This is a genomic window from Niabella aquatica (assembly GCF_054779315.1).
In genome coordinates this window covers 339,891-357,986 of sequence record NZ_BAAGYM010000028.1, presented here as the reverse complement: position 1 = coordinate 357,986, position 18,096 = coordinate 339,891, and the positions used below count along the sequence as shown (strand labels likewise).

At 40.8% G+C, this 18,096-nt stretch carries 19 protein-coding genes and 1 tRNA gene; 14 read left to right on the top strand and 6 right to left on the bottom strand.

The features are described from left to right. The first annotated feature begins 53 nt into the window (after nucleotides 1-53). The 11 genes from traJ to ACYVBM_RS19170 all read left to right on the top strand — a co-directional run bounded on the left by traJ (nucleotide 54) and on the right by ACYVBM_RS19170 (nucleotide 7,626). Nucleotides 54-1,310, top strand: a complete 1,257-nt coding sequence (gene traJ / locus ACYVBM_RS19220) for a conjugative transposon protein TraJ (RefSeq protein ID WP_460687322.1) — start codon at nucleotides 54-56, stop codon at nucleotides 1,308-1,310. Between the two features lie 3 nt (nucleotides 1,311-1,313). Next, complete coding sequence (gene traK, locus ACYVBM_RS19215; protein ID WP_460687321.1) at nucleotides 1,314-1,928, top strand: conjugative transposon protein TraK; 615 nt, start codon at nucleotides 1,314-1,316, stop codon at nucleotides 1,926-1,928. A 9-nt stretch (nucleotides 1,929-1,937) separates the two neighbouring features. Then, nucleotides 1,938-2,435, top strand: coding sequence for a hypothetical protein (locus ACYVBM_RS19210; protein WP_460687320.1), 498 nt, complete (start codon nucleotides 1,938-1,940; stop codon nucleotides 2,433-2,435). Further along, nucleotides 2,419-3,753, top strand: coding sequence for a conjugative transposon protein TraM (gene traM, locus ACYVBM_RS19205; protein ID WP_460687319.1), 1,335 nt, complete (start codon nucleotides 2,419-2,421; stop codon nucleotides 3,751-3,753). Before ACYVBM_RS19210 ends, traM begins: the two co-directional genes overlap by 17 nt. A 26-nt stretch (nucleotides 3,754-3,779) precedes the next feature. Next, nucleotides 3,780-4,604 carry a conjugative transposon protein TraN gene (traN, locus tag ACYVBM_RS19200; RefSeq protein ID WP_460687318.1) on the top strand — a complete coding sequence of 275 codons (825 nt, stop codon included), beginning with the start codon at nucleotides 3,780-3,782 and terminating at the stop codon, nucleotides 4,602-4,604. A gap of 71 nt (nucleotides 4,605-4,675) precedes the next feature. Then, the gene (locus ACYVBM_RS19195; protein ID WP_460687317.1) at nucleotides 4,676-5,473 is read left to right on the top strand and encodes a hypothetical protein; all 798 of its coding nucleotides are present in this window, start codon (nucleotides 4,676-4,678) and stop codon (nucleotides 5,471-5,473) included. Between the two features lie 14 nt (nucleotides 5,474-5,487). After that, complete coding sequence (locus ACYVBM_RS19190; protein ID WP_460687316.1) at nucleotides 5,488-5,808, top strand: hypothetical protein; 321 nt, start codon at nucleotides 5,488-5,490, stop codon at nucleotides 5,806-5,808. A 114-nt stretch (nucleotides 5,809-5,922) separates the two neighbouring features. After that, nucleotides 5,923-6,312, top strand: a complete 390-nt coding sequence (locus tag ACYVBM_RS19185; RefSeq protein WP_460687315.1) for a hypothetical protein — start codon at nucleotides 5,923-5,925, stop codon at nucleotides 6,310-6,312. 17 nt (nucleotides 6,313-6,329) lie between these two features. Next, entirely contained in the window at nucleotides 6,330-6,956 is a 627-nt protein-coding gene (locus tag ACYVBM_RS19180; RefSeq protein ID WP_460687314.1) for a hypothetical protein, read from the top strand. A gap of 33 nt (nucleotides 6,957-6,989) precedes the next feature. Then, nucleotides 6,990-7,277, top strand: a complete 288-nt coding sequence (locus ACYVBM_RS19175; RefSeq protein ID WP_460687313.1) for a hypothetical protein — start codon at nucleotides 6,990-6,992, stop codon at nucleotides 7,275-7,277. A 79-nt stretch (nucleotides 7,278-7,356) separates the two neighbouring features. Beyond that, a complete protein-coding gene (locus ACYVBM_RS19170; protein ID WP_460687312.1) occupies nucleotides 7,357-7,626 on the top strand; it encodes a helix-turn-helix domain-containing protein in 270 nt (89 codons plus the stop codon). 3 nt (nucleotides 7,627-7,629) lie between these two features. Here the strand turns inward: ACYVBM_RS19170 and ACYVBM_RS19165 are convergent, their stop codons facing one another. The 5 genes from ACYVBM_RS19165 to ACYVBM_RS19145 form a co-directional block, all read right to left on the bottom strand. Next, complete coding sequence (locus ACYVBM_RS19165; protein WP_460687311.1) at nucleotides 7,630-8,898, bottom strand: site-specific integrase; 1,269 nt, start codon at nucleotides 8,896-8,898, stop codon at nucleotides 7,630-7,632. 300 nt (nucleotides 8,899-9,198) lie between these two features. Then, nucleotides 9,199-9,272: transfer RNA gene (locus ACYVBM_RS19160), tRNA-Pro, on the bottom strand. An 88-nt stretch (nucleotides 9,273-9,360) separates the two neighbouring features. Beyond that, nucleotides 9,361-10,404, bottom strand: a complete 1,044-nt coding sequence (locus ACYVBM_RS19155) for a phosphotransferase enzyme family protein (protein WP_460687310.1) — start codon at nucleotides 10,402-10,404, stop codon at nucleotides 9,361-9,363. A 77-nt stretch (nucleotides 10,405-10,481) separates the two neighbouring features. Beyond that, on the bottom strand, nucleotides 10,482-11,498 hold the full coding sequence (locus tag ACYVBM_RS19150) for a LacI family DNA-binding transcriptional regulator (protein WP_460687309.1): 1,017 nt from the start codon (nucleotides 11,496-11,498) through the stop codon (nucleotides 10,482-10,484). A gap of 198 nt (nucleotides 11,499-11,696) precedes the next feature. Further along, nucleotides 11,697-12,605 carry a L,D-transpeptidase gene (locus tag ACYVBM_RS19145; RefSeq protein WP_460687308.1) on the bottom strand — a complete coding sequence of 303 codons (909 nt, stop codon included), beginning with the start codon at nucleotides 12,603-12,605 and terminating at the stop codon, nucleotides 11,697-11,699. A 194-nt stretch (nucleotides 12,606-12,799) separates the two neighbouring features. On the opposite strand from ACYVBM_RS19145, the gene ACYVBM_RS19140 reads away from it, so the two are divergent. Together ACYVBM_RS19140 and glgP are read left to right on the top strand one after the other, a co-directional pair. Beyond that, complete coding sequence (locus tag ACYVBM_RS19140) at nucleotides 12,800-13,954, top strand: Gfo/Idh/MocA family protein (RefSeq protein WP_460687307.1); 1,155 nt, start codon at nucleotides 12,800-12,802, stop codon at nucleotides 13,952-13,954. A gap of 254 nt (nucleotides 13,955-14,208) precedes the next feature. Next, nucleotides 14,209-15,867 carry an alpha-glucan family phosphorylase gene (glgP, locus tag ACYVBM_RS19135; RefSeq protein WP_460687306.1) on the top strand — a complete coding sequence of 553 codons (1,659 nt, stop codon included), beginning with the start codon at nucleotides 14,209-14,211 and terminating at the stop codon, nucleotides 15,865-15,867. A gap of 5 nt (nucleotides 15,868-15,872) precedes the next feature. Here the strand turns inward: glgP and ACYVBM_RS19130 are convergent, their stop codons facing one another. Further along, nucleotides 15,873-16,601 carry a TylF/MycF/NovP-related O-methyltransferase gene (locus ACYVBM_RS19130; RefSeq protein WP_460687305.1) on the bottom strand — a complete coding sequence of 243 codons (729 nt, stop codon included), beginning with the start codon at nucleotides 16,599-16,601 and terminating at the stop codon, nucleotides 15,873-15,875. A gap of 285 nt (nucleotides 16,602-16,886) precedes the next feature. Here ACYVBM_RS19130 and ACYVBM_RS19125 point away from each other — a divergent pair, with 285 nt between their 5' ends. Continuing rightward, nucleotides 16,887-18,065 carry a glycosyltransferase family 61 protein gene (locus tag ACYVBM_RS19125; protein WP_460687304.1) on the top strand — a complete coding sequence of 393 codons (1,179 nt, stop codon included), beginning with the start codon at nucleotides 16,887-16,889 and terminating at the stop codon, nucleotides 18,063-18,065. The last annotated feature ends 31 nt before the right edge of the window (nucleotides 18,066-18,096 follow it).

Genomic DNA, 18,096 nt, shown 5'->3' with positions numbered 1-18,096 from the left:
ATTGGATGCGGATAGTGGAGTTGGATTTGTGAGAGATTAAATCTTGAATAAAAATGAGGAGCATTTGGAAAGCTGCGACGCTTGTCGCAGTAGTGGGCATGTTATTGCCAATAACCACCCAGGCGCAGGCCGTTAGTGACTGGGTTAACGAAATTCAGAGCCTGCACAGTGTGCTGGAGCAGCTCCATGAAGAGATGTTGCCTTTGTGCAGTGAACTGATTGGGGTGGGGCGGGGCCTTGCAGGGTTTGCAGCGCTCTGGTATATAGCTGCAAGAGTATGGGGCCATATTTCAAGGGCGGAATCAATTGATTTTTATCCCTTATTCAAACCTTTCGTTATTGGATTTGCAGTTGCGATTTTTCCATCTGTGATTGCATTAATAGGCGGAGTAATGCAGCCAGTAGTGAATGGCACCAAAAGTATGGTGGAAAAATCTGATGCCGCTATAGAAGTGTTGTTGAAGCAAAAAGAAGAAGCGGTTAAAAATTCAGATGTCTATCAAATGTATGTAGGGCCCTCGGGAGAAGGCGACAGGGATAAATGGTATAAGTACACGCATCCAGATGAAAACCCTGATAACGAGGGCATGATCGAAAGCATCGGCAATGATATTCGTTTTGCTGCTGCTAAGTTTGGTTATAATTTCCGTAACGGCATAAAGGAAGTAATGGCCGAAGTGCTGCAATGCCTATTTGTAGCGGCTTCTCTTACCATTAATACCATGCGCACTTTTAATCTACTTATCCTTGCTATCCTGGGGCCGCTGGTTTTTGGATTGAGTGTATTTGATGGCTTCGGTCATACGCTCAAACACTGGCTGGCCCGTTACATCAATGTGTTTTTGTGGCTGCCTATTTGCAATTTGTTCGGGGCGGTGATCGGCAAGATCCAGGAGCAGATGTTAAAAATTGACATCAGCCAGGTGGCAGAAACAGGTGATACTTTTTTCAGCCGAACCGATCTGGGGTACATGATATTTCTCATTATCGGCATTATTGGCTATTTCTCCGTACCCAACATTGCCAACCAGGTACTTTGGGTTGGCGGTGGCGATTCCCTTACGGGTAGGGCCACAGGTGCTGCAATGGCAGTAGGCGGTATGGTTGGTGGCGCCGCGGGTGCAATGACAGGCCGTGCCGTTGCCGGAGCCGGAAATATTATGAAAGCGCCTTACAATATACATCAGGGGTATTCGGCCAAAGACGGAGGCTCAGGTACAGCGGCTGATATTGGCAGCAAAATAGGTGGTGCTGGCGCTTATATGTACGATAAACTTAAAGGCGGTAAAAATGATAAGGAAAAACAGTAGTGTATGTTCAGAAAAATGAAAAATATAGATACGGCTTTTCGCCATATACGTTTGTTTACAATAGTGATCGTAATCGGTAGCCTGCTCTTCTGTATTTACGTTGTATATCGTACTAATGTAACACTTACTGCCAACAGGGGGAAGGTCTTGGTAATGGTAAATGGCAAGCTAGTAGAAGCGGTTGCGATGGAAAGAAATATTCCCGTAGAACTTCGCGATCATATACGGACGTTTCATACGCTTTTTTTTACACTTTCTCCTGACGAGAAGGCGATACAATCCCAGGTTACGAAAGCACTGTACTTGGCTGATGGCTCTGCCCGCAGACAATATCAAAATCTAAAAGAAGCTGGCTTTTACAACAACCTGATTTCCGGCAATATTTCTCAAACGATAGAGATCGACACTATTGAGCTGGACATGGCAAAAACGCCTTACCGGTTCCGCTGTTCCGGCAGGCAGTATATCACCCGGCCAACTTCTGTAGCAACACGCAGCATTGTTACGCAAGGTTATGTGCGTGTTGGTATGGTACAAAGCGATAACAATAACCACGGTTTTTTGATTGAACGGTGGGAGATCATCAGTAACCAGGACATTAAAACAGAAAGTCGTTAAAGCAAAGAGATGTTTAAGATATTCAGGAAAAGAAGGAACAAACCTTCAGTGATGTATGGGGTATTTCAGAAGTTAGGTCACGCTGTGGAGCGCAGCCAAAGACGTGCAGCAGATTACCTGAACCGGAAAACGGCGGGATGGCAGCACCGGCAAATGATCACGGCACTTATTATTTTTTGCCTGCTGTTTGGTGGCAGCTCTGCTTTTACCATCTGGCACTCACTCCAATCTGCATCCGGCACTATCCGCATTGAAGGAATGAAAGTTCCTGCCCATACGATTGTTCCTTATAACAAAACAAATAGTAATATGGGCTCGCCCAGCCAGGAGCTAAACCGCATTATTCGGATTCGTCATTTTCTTGAAAGCCTGCGGCAAACCAAAAGAGGAACCGCCATGTATGACAGTCTTGCACGCTACAGGCCAGGCTTGTTCGACAGCCTGACCTTTATCGAACAAACATATCAATTACAAATAAAAACAAGTGAAGATGGAAAAAACAAATGAAGAAAGATCGCAGCACTCGCATAAGTACCTGCGGCAACGGAAATTTTTATTGATAGCACCCGCGCTAATCGTACCTTTTTTAATACTGCTCTTGTGGACGACGGGCCTGGTGGGTAATTCAAATGCAGAATCGGCGTTAATTGCCTCTCAGGGCCTCAATCCTGACCTGCCAGCTGCTGCCCCCGCGAAAGACAGTAACTGGAACAAGCTAAGGTATTATGAACAGGCAGATAAGGATTCAGCAAAGCTAAAATCACAATTGCGCAATGACCCGTTTTTCCGATCCTTAGAAGCAGGCGGAGACGAAGAACTCAGCATGGATGGCGTATCAGAAGCGGATTTTGCAGAAATACAATATGGCATTCCCTCACCAGGGAACTTCAATAAACCCGATCGTAACGAGCGAAAAGTATATCAGAAGCTGGCGAGGCTGCAACATGAACTCAACAGGGAGCCGGAAAGTGAGTTGTCGGAACAGCATCGACCAGCATCTTCTGTCAGTCCTGATATTGAGCGGCTGGAAAATATGATGCAGCAGATGCAAAGTAACAGGGAGCCTGATGTAGAATTAAACCAGCTAAATGATATGCTGGGCAAAATAATGGATATACAAAATCCCGAGCGGGTGCAGGAAAGGCTCCTGCAGCAGTCGGAGCAAAATAAAAAGCAGACATTCACGTTGGACGCGCCACCCGAAAATGTGATCTCACGGCTGGAATCACGTCAGCATCTCTCAAATATGCTCTACCGTTACAATGGTGATACCTTACCAGCTGCTTTTCAATCCTATATGGGTAACAACCGGTTTTACTCCCTGGATGAATCTACCGTTCAAGCAAGAGCAGGAAGAGCCATATCAGCCGTGATACCAGAAACCCAAACCCTGGTGAGTGGGGCTACAGTGAAAATGCGTTTGATGGAAGATATATATATAGCTGGTGTTAAAGTGCCAAAAAACCATTTTGTATATGGCAAGGCTTCTTTAAACGGCGAACGTTTACAAATTGCCGTTTCATCTGTTGGGTACAACAATAGAATATTACCTGTAGCGCTTACGGTATATGATAAAAAAGATGGCCTTGCAGGGATAAACATTCCCGGAGCCATTACAAGGGATGTTGCTAAAAAGTCTGCCGCTCAATCCGTACAGGGTATTGGCACATTGGGCACGCTTGATCCTTCATTTGGCGCACAAATGGCAACGGCAGGGTTAAATATGGCACAGAACCTGGTAGGTCGAAGTGCTAAACTGGTACGGGTTACGCTGGCAGCCGGTTACCCTATATTACTAAAAGACGATAACCAGAAAGACAAATAATTTTTAATACTTTAAATTTTAATGTGATGAACAGATTATGTGTGTCCCGGTTAATGGGAATCCTTTTTCTTTTTGCGGTTAAAACTGGTGCTGCGCAGACTAATGAGATACCAGCGACAACTATTGCACCCTATGAGATAGCTGTCAGCTATCATCAAACCACCAACCTGATCTTTCCTTATACCGTAAAAAGCGTTGATATTGGCAGCGATGCAGTGGTGGCCCAAAAAGCCAAAGGTGTTGAGAACATTTTGCAGCTAAAAGCAGTCACCGAACAGTTCCGGCCCACAAATATTTCTGTAGTGACAGCAGATGGCAAATTCTACTCTTTTGTTCTAAGCTATGCCGATAATCCCCCCAACCTGAACATCAATTTTGCAGCAGATAAACCGGTACAACTCGCCGGTGATCTTCCTGGCGCAAAACAACTTGAACAGGAAGCCTTACAGGTAGCCGCCAAACGTCCATTTATGTATTTGAAACAGTATAACCAGGCGCTCCGGTTACGGCTTAACGGTGTATTTTATACTGACGAAAATCTGTGGCTAAAGCTCGAAATAAAGAATCATTCGCAGGTAGATTTTCAACCGGCGTACCTGCGCTTCTTTCTCCGCGACAAAAAACGAGTAAAACGTACCGCCCTAAATGAAACGGAGATTTTTCCAATATTCCTGCCTTCACTTTACCATGTAAAAAATAGATCATCAACAGTGTGGCCTGTGAGCTTTAAAGCATTCACTGTACCAAAGAATCAGCGGCTATTTGTGCAGGCAAGCGATGAAAGCGGGGGACGTATGATCGTGCTTCCTATAAACAGCAGCTTTTTTCTAAAGGCGCACAGGCTACACTAATCAAAACAAACAGCGAACATGCTGTTTTCATTATTACCCACAAACCATTTTACACTCAATAAATCAACAAGATGAAGCTAATATTTCAATCTATTATAATCGTGTATGCCATACTTGCCCTTTTTTCAACCGGCTGTATTAAAAACGATAGTAAGGAGCCACTACCAGCAATATCAGACAACGAACCTGCGAATTTGCAGAACCCTTATGATGATTTTGGTTACTGGCACAATGTAATACTTGATTCTGTCGAACAGCAAAGAAAGGCTGGCGGCTGTATCGGTTTTGCCAGCACCTGTAATTATATCCGGAAATTCTATCGTATGAAAAATTGGCCTGAATTACCCGAACAGCATCTGAATCCAATTCCGCAGGTTGTAACAGAGGCGGCTACAGATATCCACAGGTTCATTAACGCATCCAGGTGGAGTGATTCGGCAAAAGCAAAATTAATCCTTCTTATTAAAGTGATAACGGATGCTTCAACAGATAGTTGTACTTATCCGAAATTGAAAAAAGCCATCAAAAGCTTTGAACAGGACGTACTGCGAAGTGATATGCGCGGTGCAGATAAGGAAGCTATTTTAAAAGCGGCATCCATAGCCAGGTACTCCGGATACAGGTGGATACAGCAGCCGGAGTTAACAGGCTGGTATGATGGCAATGCACTGCTTGAATACAATAATTCAAATGGATTTAAAACTTCTATGGCTGTTGCCAAAGAAGCCAGCCCGCAGCGACTTTTTGAAAGAGTCGGAAAATGGATTGCTGTAACTGCCATTGATATCAGCGGCGCTATCACTGACCTTAGCGTAGCCAGTGGAGCTGCCGCAAGCGATTTTATGAAAGAAGTGTTCAAAATGCATTAATTCAATAGGTGATTATGGGCAGCGATATTTTTAAAGGCATTGAGAGGTCGGAAATAGAATCGTTTGGCAAAAGGCTGGACAAAGAAAGCGCGCTGGGAAACAGATTTGCGGCGATACAGATCAAAGGAGATAGCCTTTTAGAACAAGACATGGCTTTTTGCAGAACTCCTTTTGAGGCGACCAGGCATATATTTCTAGCTCCAACGGCGAATGGTTTTTATATGCTCTGTTCAATGAGTTCGCTTGAAAAGGATGTAAAGCAGATACTGGAGGGCAAAGTCATCGAAATAGAGCAGGAAGCTGGCATGAAAAAGGAATTTGATATTGAACGGTAAATGCCTAATTCGGTCATTTTAGGCTAACGGTTTATTGCAACGATGCTGGAGAGCAGGCACACCATAACTGGATCGAACAATGCGAAAATAGTATTAATGGTAAAATGAAATTTTATGTCCAATGGAGCCGTGTACAAGGAAGATGTGGAGGAAATAAGGAATATGCTGCGTACAGAAATAGCAAACGGGAATCGTTTTGTGTCTTTCGAGGCGGGAAAGCAAGGTTTAACAAAGGAAGATTTTGCGGTTTTCAAAACCGCTTTTGAAGCCCATGAACATGCTTATGACAAGACGACAGCACATGATCACTATTATGTAGTGCGCTCCATTAAGGCTATTGAAAATGGAATAGATCAATTACTTAGCAACAGCGAAAGGTTTCAGCTGCTCAATATGCAGAAAGAAATAAAGCAATTGCTTGACATAGCCGAACGTATGCAGCAAAAAATACTGCTGGAAAATGGCCAGGAGATAAAAACCCACAACCGGCATTTATCAAGATAAGAATTAAACTAATTATCATGGACAAAGAGCTAGGGATACTGGATGAACAGGGATTAAAGCGTGCGTTTGTAGACTTTCTTTCCAGCAAAATGGCTAAAGCGGATTGGTATTTTGATTATTCAGATGATCAAAGGGTATGGCGTAACGGCTTTAATGAGATCAGCGAAATAAAGGAGGAGCTTAAACTATTATCGAGGTTAGAAGGGGGACTTGATGAAGCAAAGAGACTGTGGAAACAGCATGTTCCTGAATATTCAGTAAAAGCGCCATCCTTTTTCTCTAATCCTGAACTGTTAAATAGTGTGTTGGGTGGATGTATAATGAAAAAAGATATTTCTGAAGTACAGGGAATTCTTGATGTAATGCAAAGAAATGGAGATCGCTTCATCGTTTTTGAAAACGATGCCTCAGTTATACCTAAAGAGCGATTTATTGGATTTACTACAGCTTCCGATGCGCATCATTTCGCCTATGAAAATAGTTCTCCTAAAAGAAGTTATATAATTTATTCTATAGCTTGTTTGCAAAAGGACCTGAAATGTGCAACAGAGCCTGATATATGGAAAGCATATACGCTGAAAGAGTTGATAGATAAAATGCCAAACATGGGCAAAGACCCTCACGGGCAGGAACTATCGAGATAACCTGATATTTATGACCCATAAAAGCAGTGAAGTATGTTTTTGACGCAGTTGATCAGCTTTTTTATCAGGGCCAGCCGGGATCACCGCATCGGGCCTCATCATGTTTCGTTGTATGTAGCGATATTTCAAGAATGGTGCATACAAAACGGGAACGGCCCTGTACCAGTTACCCAAGCCCGGTTGCGCGAAGTTGCCAAGATCGGGCGAACCACCTATCATAAATGCATAAAAGAGTTGGAGGTATATGGATATATAAAATATGTGCCTTCGTATAGCCCCATCCTGGGGAGCCTGGTGTATTTGATGGAACTGGAACGGTAAGTTAATTGACGGGAGCTCTGTTAATGAGATAAGACCCGAAAGGGGTTTGTCTGTTTGTGGGTGTTTAAAAATGTGTGTGATGGAAATTGAGGTGTTGACAAAAGAGGATCTAAAGGCTTTTGAAGCCAATCTGATTTCAGCGATTGAATTGATGCTAATAAAGCACCTTTCTTCCATCAATGAACGGCCGGAAGGCTATAAAACTTCCGATGTAAGAAAGATGTTAGGGTGCAGTACCAACAAATTAGTATCCCTTCGGATTAGCCGCAATTTGAGAACAAAAAAAGTTGGCGGAACACTTTATTACAATAAAGATGACATCAAAAAACTTTTGGAAGAAGGTTTTTGATCATTACCATGTACGTTGCAAAGCGCCGTTTATGACGATATCTCTTTTTCTATTTAGTTTTTCTTCCAACCCTTCCATATCATCTGCAATCTTTTCCTCGTCCACATCCGCATAGATTTGTGTTGTTGTAATTTTCGTGTGCCCCATCATCATTTGTACGGTTTCCAAGGGGATTCCATTTTTCAAAGCGACCGTCTTTGCAAATGTATGACGGGCGACATGGAAGGTCAGATAGGTATTAATTTCACATGCCTCCTGTATGATTTTTAAACAATCGTTGACGTGCTGGTTGGTGACACGCGGGAAAATAGTTCCCCTGCCTTTGCTGACCGCATCAGCCCGGTATTTCTTAAGGATCTTTGCAGCAGAGGGAAGAATGGGTACCGTACATAATTCATCAGATTTGGTCCTGTATATTTTGCACCAAACCGTACCATCCACATCCCATTCAAAATCGTGTTCTGTAACTGCCATCGCATCTACAAATGCAAAACCGGTGTAGCAGCTATTCAGGAACAGTTCCTGAACATAAATTAATTCAGGATTTATAAATGATTTCCGCTCTAAGCTGACCAGCTCGATAATGTTTAATTTTTTAGGCTTGCTCTTTTTAATAGGGCAGGAATAATTCTTGCATTGATTCAGCTTGATCCATTTTATAACCTCTTCAGCCCAGTTAAGCACACACTTGAACCGCTGTATATGTTTGCCTACTCCATTACCCTTACAGGGATCATATTCTTTAATCGGGTTTGTTCTAATATAATGTTCAAATTCGGTAGCAAACTGGCCATCTACCTGGGACAGATAAACATCACCTGATTCGTAATTTTTCTTTAGAAATAACTCCAGGTAGGCGAAAGTAGTTTTGTAATTCTTAAAATTGCTGGGCTTTAACTTAGGTTCCCAGATTTTCGTATAGAATTTTGTAAGGTCATTCAATGTGCGTCCCTTTAACTGTGCCTGCACGCCCAGATAAGCATCTCTGACAGATGAAGCGGTAACTAACTTTTCATCGTCAATCAACTTGCGATACTTGGCTTTGACGGCCATTTTTATATTATCTAGGTGTTCATTGATTGATTTTACTTCAATGGAGTTACCTTTTACCCGGCCTTTTTTGCTATCCCATGTGTTGGTAGCAATTTGTTCTTTGGTTGAAAATTCCTTGTCTTCTCCGTCAACGGTGATACGAGCATAAATGTCTGCCCGGGTTTTGTCAGCTTTACATTTTCTGACCAGAAAGCTTACGCTAAACGTATGTGTTTCCATACACTTGCTTTTTAAAAGTTTTTTGAAATGATTTGATCTCCTTCTTCACGCTTATCGGTGGTCGCACATTCGAATCCATTTCGAATCCTCTCAAAAAGTGTCAAAAAAATTGACACAACTGTATGGATTACAATAGATTATAAGCAATTGGGTGAGTGCAAATTCCATGCCCGGAAATACTCACCGAATTACTCACCCAAGTATTGATATTATTTGATTGAAATTGATATACCGGCAAAAAAAAATCCTTGTAAATCAATAGAATTTACAAGGATTGAAAGGACTTGGTTTCCTTAAAAGTCGGGGAGACAGGATTCGAACCTGCGACCCCCTGGTCCCAAACCAGGTGCGCTACCGGCCTGCGCTACTCCCCGAAACCATACCGCTTTAGCGAATGGGCTGCAAATGTAAAGGAATTTATTTTAATAATCAAAAACTAAAAAGCTCTTTTAATGAACAATTTTAAGAGACAGACAATTGTTTTTCTTTCTCCATCAACCGTCTTAATAAAACCGACTGATTGGTTGCCCTCACCAGGTTATGTTTGGGATACCTGGAGCCATAATAAACATCATCGTTAATATAATCCGTAAGAAAACGGATAGCCTGCATATAGATCATGAACGCTCCGGAATAAAAGAAATATTGCTTTTCGGTTGCTGTTAATTGATCGTTCATAAAAGCTTTGTAGCCATTTACGATAGCAAAATAAAATTCATCCCGAACTTCTATTTTACCGAAGTCTTTTTCTTCTTCACTCACCGGGCATAAATAAGTGCGCATCATGTCTCCAACATCACTGATAAAATAACCCGGCATAACGGTATCCAGGTCTATCACACAAATCCCTTTGTAATCATCATCAAATAAAACATTGCTGATCTTGGTATCATGATGTGTTACCCTTAATTTAAACGCAGGATTGTTTTTGATATGGTTATAGGTGTCTACAATAGCTGAATGCGCTTTTAGCTCCTCTGTCAGGTTAGTTGTCTCGCGGCGTCTTTCCTGATTCCCTTTTTCAAGCGCATCTAGAAACAGCTTGTAGCGTAAAGAAAGATCGTGGAAGGATGGTAAAGTGATATGTAGGGTGTTAATATCTAGCCCTGATAGTACGCTGGTAAATTTGCTGAACTGGCTTGCTGCTTCATAAGCCTGCTGGGGGCTCTGTACCACATCAATAGTATGGCTCCCGTTTACATAAGGAAACATCCTGTAATAGTTGCCCGACAACTGTACCATAGATTGTCCCTTAATTGTTTTACAGGGTGTGGTAAAGAAGTAGTGGCTGCTGTAAAGCGATAAATGTGCCTGTATTTTTTCAATATTATCGGCGATAAGACATGGATTGGTAAATATTTTATTATTTACTTTTTGCAGGATATATTTTTCTGAACCTTTAAGTACAAGCCATGTATTATTAATAAGCCCGCTGCCGAACTTCTTAATAGTATAATCATTTCCCTCGAAACCGTAACGCCCAAGCACGCTATCAGTAATGTCCATAGTTCAATTGCATTTCAAATAAAGATAAAATATAGTCTGATAGCAAAAATGCGCAAACGATTGTATAAAATTCCCGTTTAACTATATACAAGCACAACCGGAACTTCTACCTGTTCGAAATGGATATCATCATAGGCTGAGGACTGTTTTTTCTCAATGATTTTTAATAGCATATTCATAGCAGTTTGTCCCTGCTGGTAAGGAAACTGGTCCAGCGAAACTGCAGGAGGGTAGGCCGCATGTTTATTAACGGATATGTTTGCGTAACTGGCAAACAGGATATCTTCATTTACAAGGATCCCATTCTGTAAAGCAAATTTTACAGCATCTAAATGTACATAATCATTAAAGCTTATAATTGCATCCGGCGGTTTTCTCAAATTCAAAAGCTTATTCATAGCCTGTTGGGTACCTTCTTCAGAAAGATCCGTTTTTTCTACCATTTGCATATCTACCTTTAGCTTTTTCTTTGAGATGCCATGGATATAACCTTTTAAGCGTTCTTTACTGGCGGCAATTTCATCAGGCCCGTTGATAAAGGCTATCCTTTTTCTGCCCTGCCGGAAAATCCATTCGATCATTTGCTCTGTTCCTTTATACACACTGCAATACACTTTGCTTGCCTTTTCAAATGGCGGGACCCTGTCAAAATAAACGATGGGAATGTTATATTTTTCGAGAGCGGCCAGATGAGTGTATTTATTGGTTTCTTTTGATAAAGAGATCAACAGCCCGTCTATGCGTTGTTTAATCATCGCTTCAATTACGATTTTCTCTTTTTCAATGCTGTCATGGCTTTGGCCAAATAAAATAGTATACCCGTGCTCCATTGCCACATCTTCAATACCGCTGATACTTTTTGAAAAGAAGTCTTCAGAAATAAGAGGTAATATTACTCCAATAACAAAACTTTTCTTTTGTTTAAAAAAAATAGCTTTAGGGTTCGGCTCGTAATTCAGTTCCCTGGCCAGGTCCTGAATGGCCTGCTTGGTTTTCAGGCCAATTCTGGGATGATTATTCAATGCCCTGGATACAGTCGATACAGAAACGTTCAACTTTTTTGCTATTTCTTTTATAGTAGGAATATCGCTCATTCAACAAGTACTAATACTACTAAAGATAAAGAAAAACTACGAGCAATAGGTCATTCTGCAGTTCCGCGAACGTATAAATAATTTGGCACAGATATTTCAATAATTGTAGCCTGACGCGCGTGACCCGCTTAAGATTTTATAGCAGGATCTGGTTGTAACGAACCACCCCCCGGGACGTTAAACGAAATAAAAAAGCTGTTAATTATTCGTAGCAACTTCCTGTCTTTGTTTTTGCTTTTCTACAATGGCTGGCAGGTGCGGTTCTACATAGCTCTGAAGAGTATCAATGGGTATGGTCATAGCGTTAGGATCTTCTACCACTTTAAACCAGGGCCTTGGTTCTCCAAACGGATATTTCCCGAAAACAATAACAGGGGTGCCGCTTGCAGAGAGCTCCTGTTGATTTTTTAAGATCCATTGGTCGGCCCAGCTATACAAAAATTGAGCATCGGCTCCCAATAAACGCATACAGCTATGTGATGCAGGATAGCCGGGCAGTGCATATTCGTGAAAGCCAATACCCCATTTATTATGAACGTTAAAATTCCATTTCAATACCCATTCATCATCTACAGTGCTTATAGTTTTTTTTGCTTTCCAGTTGGTGAAGAATAAACCCTGCGGGGTGGGAGTAGCTTTTTTCCCCATGTTGGTAGGCCCGGTTCTCACCAGCCGGCCATTTTCATAAGCAGCAAATGTTTGCGTAGGGTAAGAAAAGAAAATGATCTTATGTATATCTTTTACTATATCCAGTTGTTCGGGGAAAGGCATATAGCTGCTTAGTGGTTTGGAAAAATCGTTGGGCACAATAATGCTGTCGAGCCTTTTTAAATGAGTGGTATCAACACGGTTAAGCGCATTTAAAATATCCAGGTGTGCGGCGCCCTCAAATGAATCTTTTTTTGACTGCCATTCTTTTTTCTTTACCCAGTGATAGGTGAGTGATGGTTTAAGATTTTCTTCCTGTGGTGGAGCCAGTGTTTCAACAGCTTTTTTTAAAGTGCTGTCTATAGCTTTGGGTATATTTTTTTGTTCATTGTTTTTGCAGGAAAAAATAAATACAGTTAGCAATAGTAAAGATGATGGATAAACAGATTTATATGTCATGATATATGCAATATGCGCAATTATTTTGAGCCGGTGAAATTTTTAAATGCATATAGTCTGTGGTTTCTTAAAACCGTATATTCGTACCTGTCAAAAAATATGACAGGGTTATGGAACGTTATAGAATAAGTTTTATATACAACCTGCTCTGTCTCAAAAAGAGAGGAATGCAAGCTAATTAAAAAATTATACAGATGAAATATAAACTAAGGGCCGGGATGATAGGCGGTGGCAGGGGCGCTTTTATAGGAGCCGTACACCGCATCGCCTTAAATATGGACGGGCTGATTGATTTATGCTGCGGGGCTTTAAGCCAGGATCCGGAAAAAGCTAAAGTATCCGGTAAAGATTGGTTTTTACCAGATGACAGGATTTATACCAGCTATGAAGAAATGATCCAAAAAGAAAGCCAGCTACCCGAAGACAGGCGTATACACTTTGTAATTATTGTAACGCCCAATTTTGCACATTTTGAGCCGGCGATGATGGCGCTGGAGTATGGTTTTCATGTAGTCATGGATAAACCCATGACCCTTACGCTGGAGGAAGCTAAAAAGCTGCAGCAAAAGGTAGCAGAAACCGGGCTTCTGCTATGTCTTACACATACTTATTCTGGTTATCCTTTAGTGAAAGAAGCCAGGAAGATGGTGGCTGATGGCTTGTTGGGTGCTGTCAGGAAAATCTATGTAGAGTACCCGCAGGGATGGTTGAGCACATCGAGCGAAAAAGACGGCAACAAACAGGCGGTATGGCGTACAGACCCCGCAAGAAGCGGAAAAGCAGGCTGTATGGGCGATATTGGTACCCATGCAGCACACCTGGCAGAGTATATTTCGGGACAAAAGATTGTAAAGCTATGTGCTGATCTGAACATAGTGGTGCCAGATAGGTTGTTGGATGATGATGGCGCCATGCTGTTAAAGTTCGACAGGGGTGCCAGTGGTGTGCTCATAGCTTCCCAGGTTGCCGCCGGTGAAGAAAATAATTTAAAGATAAGAGTGTATGGAGAAAAAGGCGGACTTGAGTGGGCCCAGCAGGAGCCTAATACACTGATGGTAAAATGGCCGGATGCCCCTGCACAGGTATATCGCACAGGTAATGGCTATCTCTCTGATATTGCCAAGATAAACACGAGAACACCGGGTGGCCACCCGGAAGGTTACCTCGAAGCATTTGCTAACATCTATAAAAATTTTGCATTAACTCTCGCCGCAAAACTGGATGGCAAAGAGCCCGATCCGTTAACAGATTTCCCTACCGTATATGATGGGCTACGGGGTATGGCGTTTATAGAAAACGTTGTAGCCTCTTCTCAAAGCGACAAAAAATGGTGGGATTTTGAAGTTTGAAGTTTGTGGTTTGTAAGTTTAAAGTCTTAAAAGTTGAAAAGGGAGTTGCCAGTTACAAGTTGCTAGTTACAGGTTAGTTGTAAACTGGAAACCTGAAACTTGTTTTGTCCATAAACTATCAACCATGAACTTTTAAACCTGCGAACAGTACTCGTCATGTATTTTGTACACATTATGTCCACAAGCCGGTAATATATGTTTGAACGTCAATCAAAATCACTTATTTTGCCAGCTTAAAATAAATTATTTTATTTATGAGTTTTGAAAATTTTAAAGTTCCTTACGAAATCGATACTAACTACAGTAAAAAAGTTGCTTATTTTTCTATGGAGTTTGCCATACACCAGCCTTTAAAAATATACAGTGGTGGATTAGGATTTTTGTCGGGTTCACATTTACGCAGTGCTTATGAACTGAGCCAGAATCTTATTGGTATTGGTATTTTATGGAAATACGGGTATTATGACCAGGAACGTAACCAGGATCAGACTTTAGATGTGGCCTGGAATGAAAAATATTATAGTTTTTTGGAGGATACCGGCATCAAATTCCAGATAGATGTGCATGATCACCCGGTTTGGGTAAAAGCCTGGTACCTGAATCCTGAAACATTTAAAACAGCCCCTTTATTTTTACTAAGTACCGACCTGCCTGAGAATGATTACGTTTCTCAAACCATTACACATAAATTATATGATAGCAATGTAGCTGCAAAAGTAGCGCAGTTTATTTTATTAGGTGTGGGCGGTGCTAAGCTGATAGATATTTTAAACTTTAATCCTGAGCTGTACCATCTTAATGAAGCACATGGTTTGTCTGCAGCTTTTTACCTGTATAAGAAATACAACAGGGATATCGAAGAGGTAAGAAAAAGGTTAGTGTTCACCACGCATACGCCTGAAGAAGCCGGTAATGAAAAACATGATATTTACCTGTGCCATAAGATGACCTATTTCTGCGGCCTGAGTGTAGATGAAGTAAAGCAGCTTACCCAGGATTTTAGCGACTCTTTCAATCATTCGCTGGTAGCGTTACGCTTTGCAAGGCTGGCTAATGGCGTATCTCAGCTGCATGGAGTGGTTTCCAGGGAAATGTGGGGAAAGTATTCCAACATTTGCCCCATCATTTCAATTACCAATGCTCAAAACTGGAGCTACTGGGCCGATAAGCAAATGTATAAGTTTAAAGAGGTAGGAGATGATTATGGTTTTGACGATCGTAAAAAATGGCTGAAAAGACGGTCTTTTGAAATTGTAGCGGATCAGACAGGAAAGCTTTTTAACCCCGATGTATTTACAATGGTTTGGGCAAGGAGGTTTGCCGGCTATAAAAGGGCAGGATTGATCGCTTCTGACCCTCAGCGCTTTTTTGAACTGATGAACAACCAGAAATATCCTGTACAGATCATCTGGGCAGGTAAACCTTATCCAATGGATCATCCTGCTATCAGTGAGTTTAATGAGCTGGTACATTTAAGCAAAAACTACAAGAATGTATCTGTTTTAATTGGCTATGAGCTGGGGCTGTCTAAGCGGTTGAAACAGGCTGCAGATGTCTGGCTGAATAATCCGCGGGTTCCGAGAGAAGCTTCCGGTACCAGTGGCATGACTGCTGCAATGAACGGGGCGGTGAATTTCTCTACAGATGATGGATGGATCCCGGAATTTATCAATCATGGTCATAACGGCTTCGTAATTCCCAAGGCCGATTATGCAAACATGTCAGTGCATGACCAGGATAAATATGATCTGGATAAGTTATACGAAATATTAACCGGGGAAATACTGCCGCTTTACTACGAAGATTATAAAACATGGCGCCAGATCATGAAAAATGGCATGCAGGATGTCCGCTTTCAGTTCGATAGCAACCGCATGGCTCATGAATATTACGAAAAGCTATATAAGGGATAGAGGTATTACAGCTTTTTAAAGTATGCATGTGAGATCTGGTTACCGTATAGCGAAATAATAATTTCAGGTTTATCTTTAAAAAAATCGTCGCAGGCTAATTTGACCCCGGGATTGCAATCTATCCCGGGGTCATTCGTTGATATATTAATATAGTCCATTAATATGCATACAGCGCCCCTGGTCATTTTATCATAAATGTTTTCAAGACAGAAAAGAACAATTTCTTTATGTTGAAATTTATCTCCTCCAAATCCGCAATCAATGTGAGCAAAGGCAATCTGTTCAGGTAGCTCACCTGGTAATGTTTCGCTGAACAATCCTTTATGTATAACAGGTATTTTTAATCCCTGTTCCTTGAAATTTTCTATCAGAACCTGTTCAATGTCCTTATCACTGTAGCTGAATTTTTTTTCAAAGCTATCATACAGATGCAGGGTTTTATCTGATTGGTTAAAATCTAATATTTTTTGAAAGAGTATCGCGCATTGCCCGGTAAAGCAACCGAATTCAGTAATTGCCCCTTCTACATTGTTTTCTATAACTGCGCTTAGTATATGAAAAAAATTGATCCGCTGCTCTAGTGTGTTCATATCCCGGAATGCATCTATGTCTCTTTTTATTTTGTAATTATACCCAAGCTTTTTAATGAGTTTATTACCAAAATTGACTACTGCAGGCACACGGTCATTTGAATCTATTTGAGTAATAAAAAAGTTGTTGACGTTTTTTTTCATGTATAAGAAGGCTATTGGTTTTGGAGAATGTTTTTATAAGCTTACGTCTGGTTTTAAATCGGAAATGCACAAAAGCACCGTGTAAATTAATATTTTCTCACAATATTATATATTTTATATTTATCATGATGATTTTTATGTTTTGTTAATCAAAAATTTGTATATTTTTACTTAGCGCCGTTTTATATCTGTAATATAGCATTTCTATCGGCTATTTTAGTAAAAGGCAAAGCTAGCTAATAAAAAATAGCATTACAATAATATTTTAATTATTTATAATATGTAATGAGCGTATTTAAAATTATAATTAAAGTAATAAAAAAAATAACAGGCATAACCTCTATCAGCCATGCTTATTGGCGGGCTAGGGGGTTTTTATTATTATCTGCTGCCGAAACGATACAGATGCTTAAGCCCTATTGTATAAAAGTAGTGCCTCAATCATCGGTAGACCTGCCGGATGTAAAAGATGAAAGTGATCCAGAAAACAGGATCTACAAGGCGTATACATTTACATCAGAGGAGGTGTATGTATGGCGGCATGATTTTAAAAATGGGTTTATTTCAAAACATGGCTCTATTATTATCGGTAAAAAAGTACTTTGTACAGACTGGGATCACCGGGGTTTTGAGCACGGGTTCTGGAAAAAAGATAAACGATTATCAAAGCAGGTTAAAACGGTTATTCCTTTATTAAGCCACCATCAGGACATGCATGTATTCTACTCATTAACAGGGTATTACGATTTTGTTCTGTTGGTTGCTGCAAAGCTAAGCAGAATTAAAGACGCGATCGGAGAGCATGGTATCCGGGATATGTATATTACCTATCATTCATTTGGCGGGAGTTATGAAAAAGAATACATTGAATTATTAGGTTTTAACGCAGATAATTATGTGGACAGCCGTACTTATAAACTTTCTGCTGAAAAAGTAATCTTCGGAAATACCGGTACCTGGAAGCCTAATGTAAATGAGATCCTTTCATTAAAAAGGAATATTGAAGCCCGGTTAAATATTTCGGATAGCACACCTTCGGCTGGTAACAGGATATATATCAGCAGGAACGGGCGAAGAAAAATTGAAAATGAAGATGAATTGATTCAACTGTTAAAGAAGTTGGGTTTTATTATCATTGAAGACACGCAAAGAAGCGTAAAGGAGCAAATTGATATATACAGAAATGCGTCTTTTATAATTGGTCCGCATGGCGCTTCATTTGCCAATATTATCTGGTGCAGGCCCGGTACTTTTTTATATGAACTTTTCCCTACAAGCTGGACTCCCGATTATTTTCTCTATATGGCTAAAGTAAATAATATGCAGTATGCTGCATTTTGGGATGACACGCATAAGGATATCAGCAGCGATTTATTTAAAGCGCTACATCAGAATATTTATGTATCCATTCCTAAATTACAAGCCAGTTTGGAAAATATATTAGGTAAGCATTCGCCGTTGTAGACACTAAAAAAGCTGCTGCATTTGCAACCTT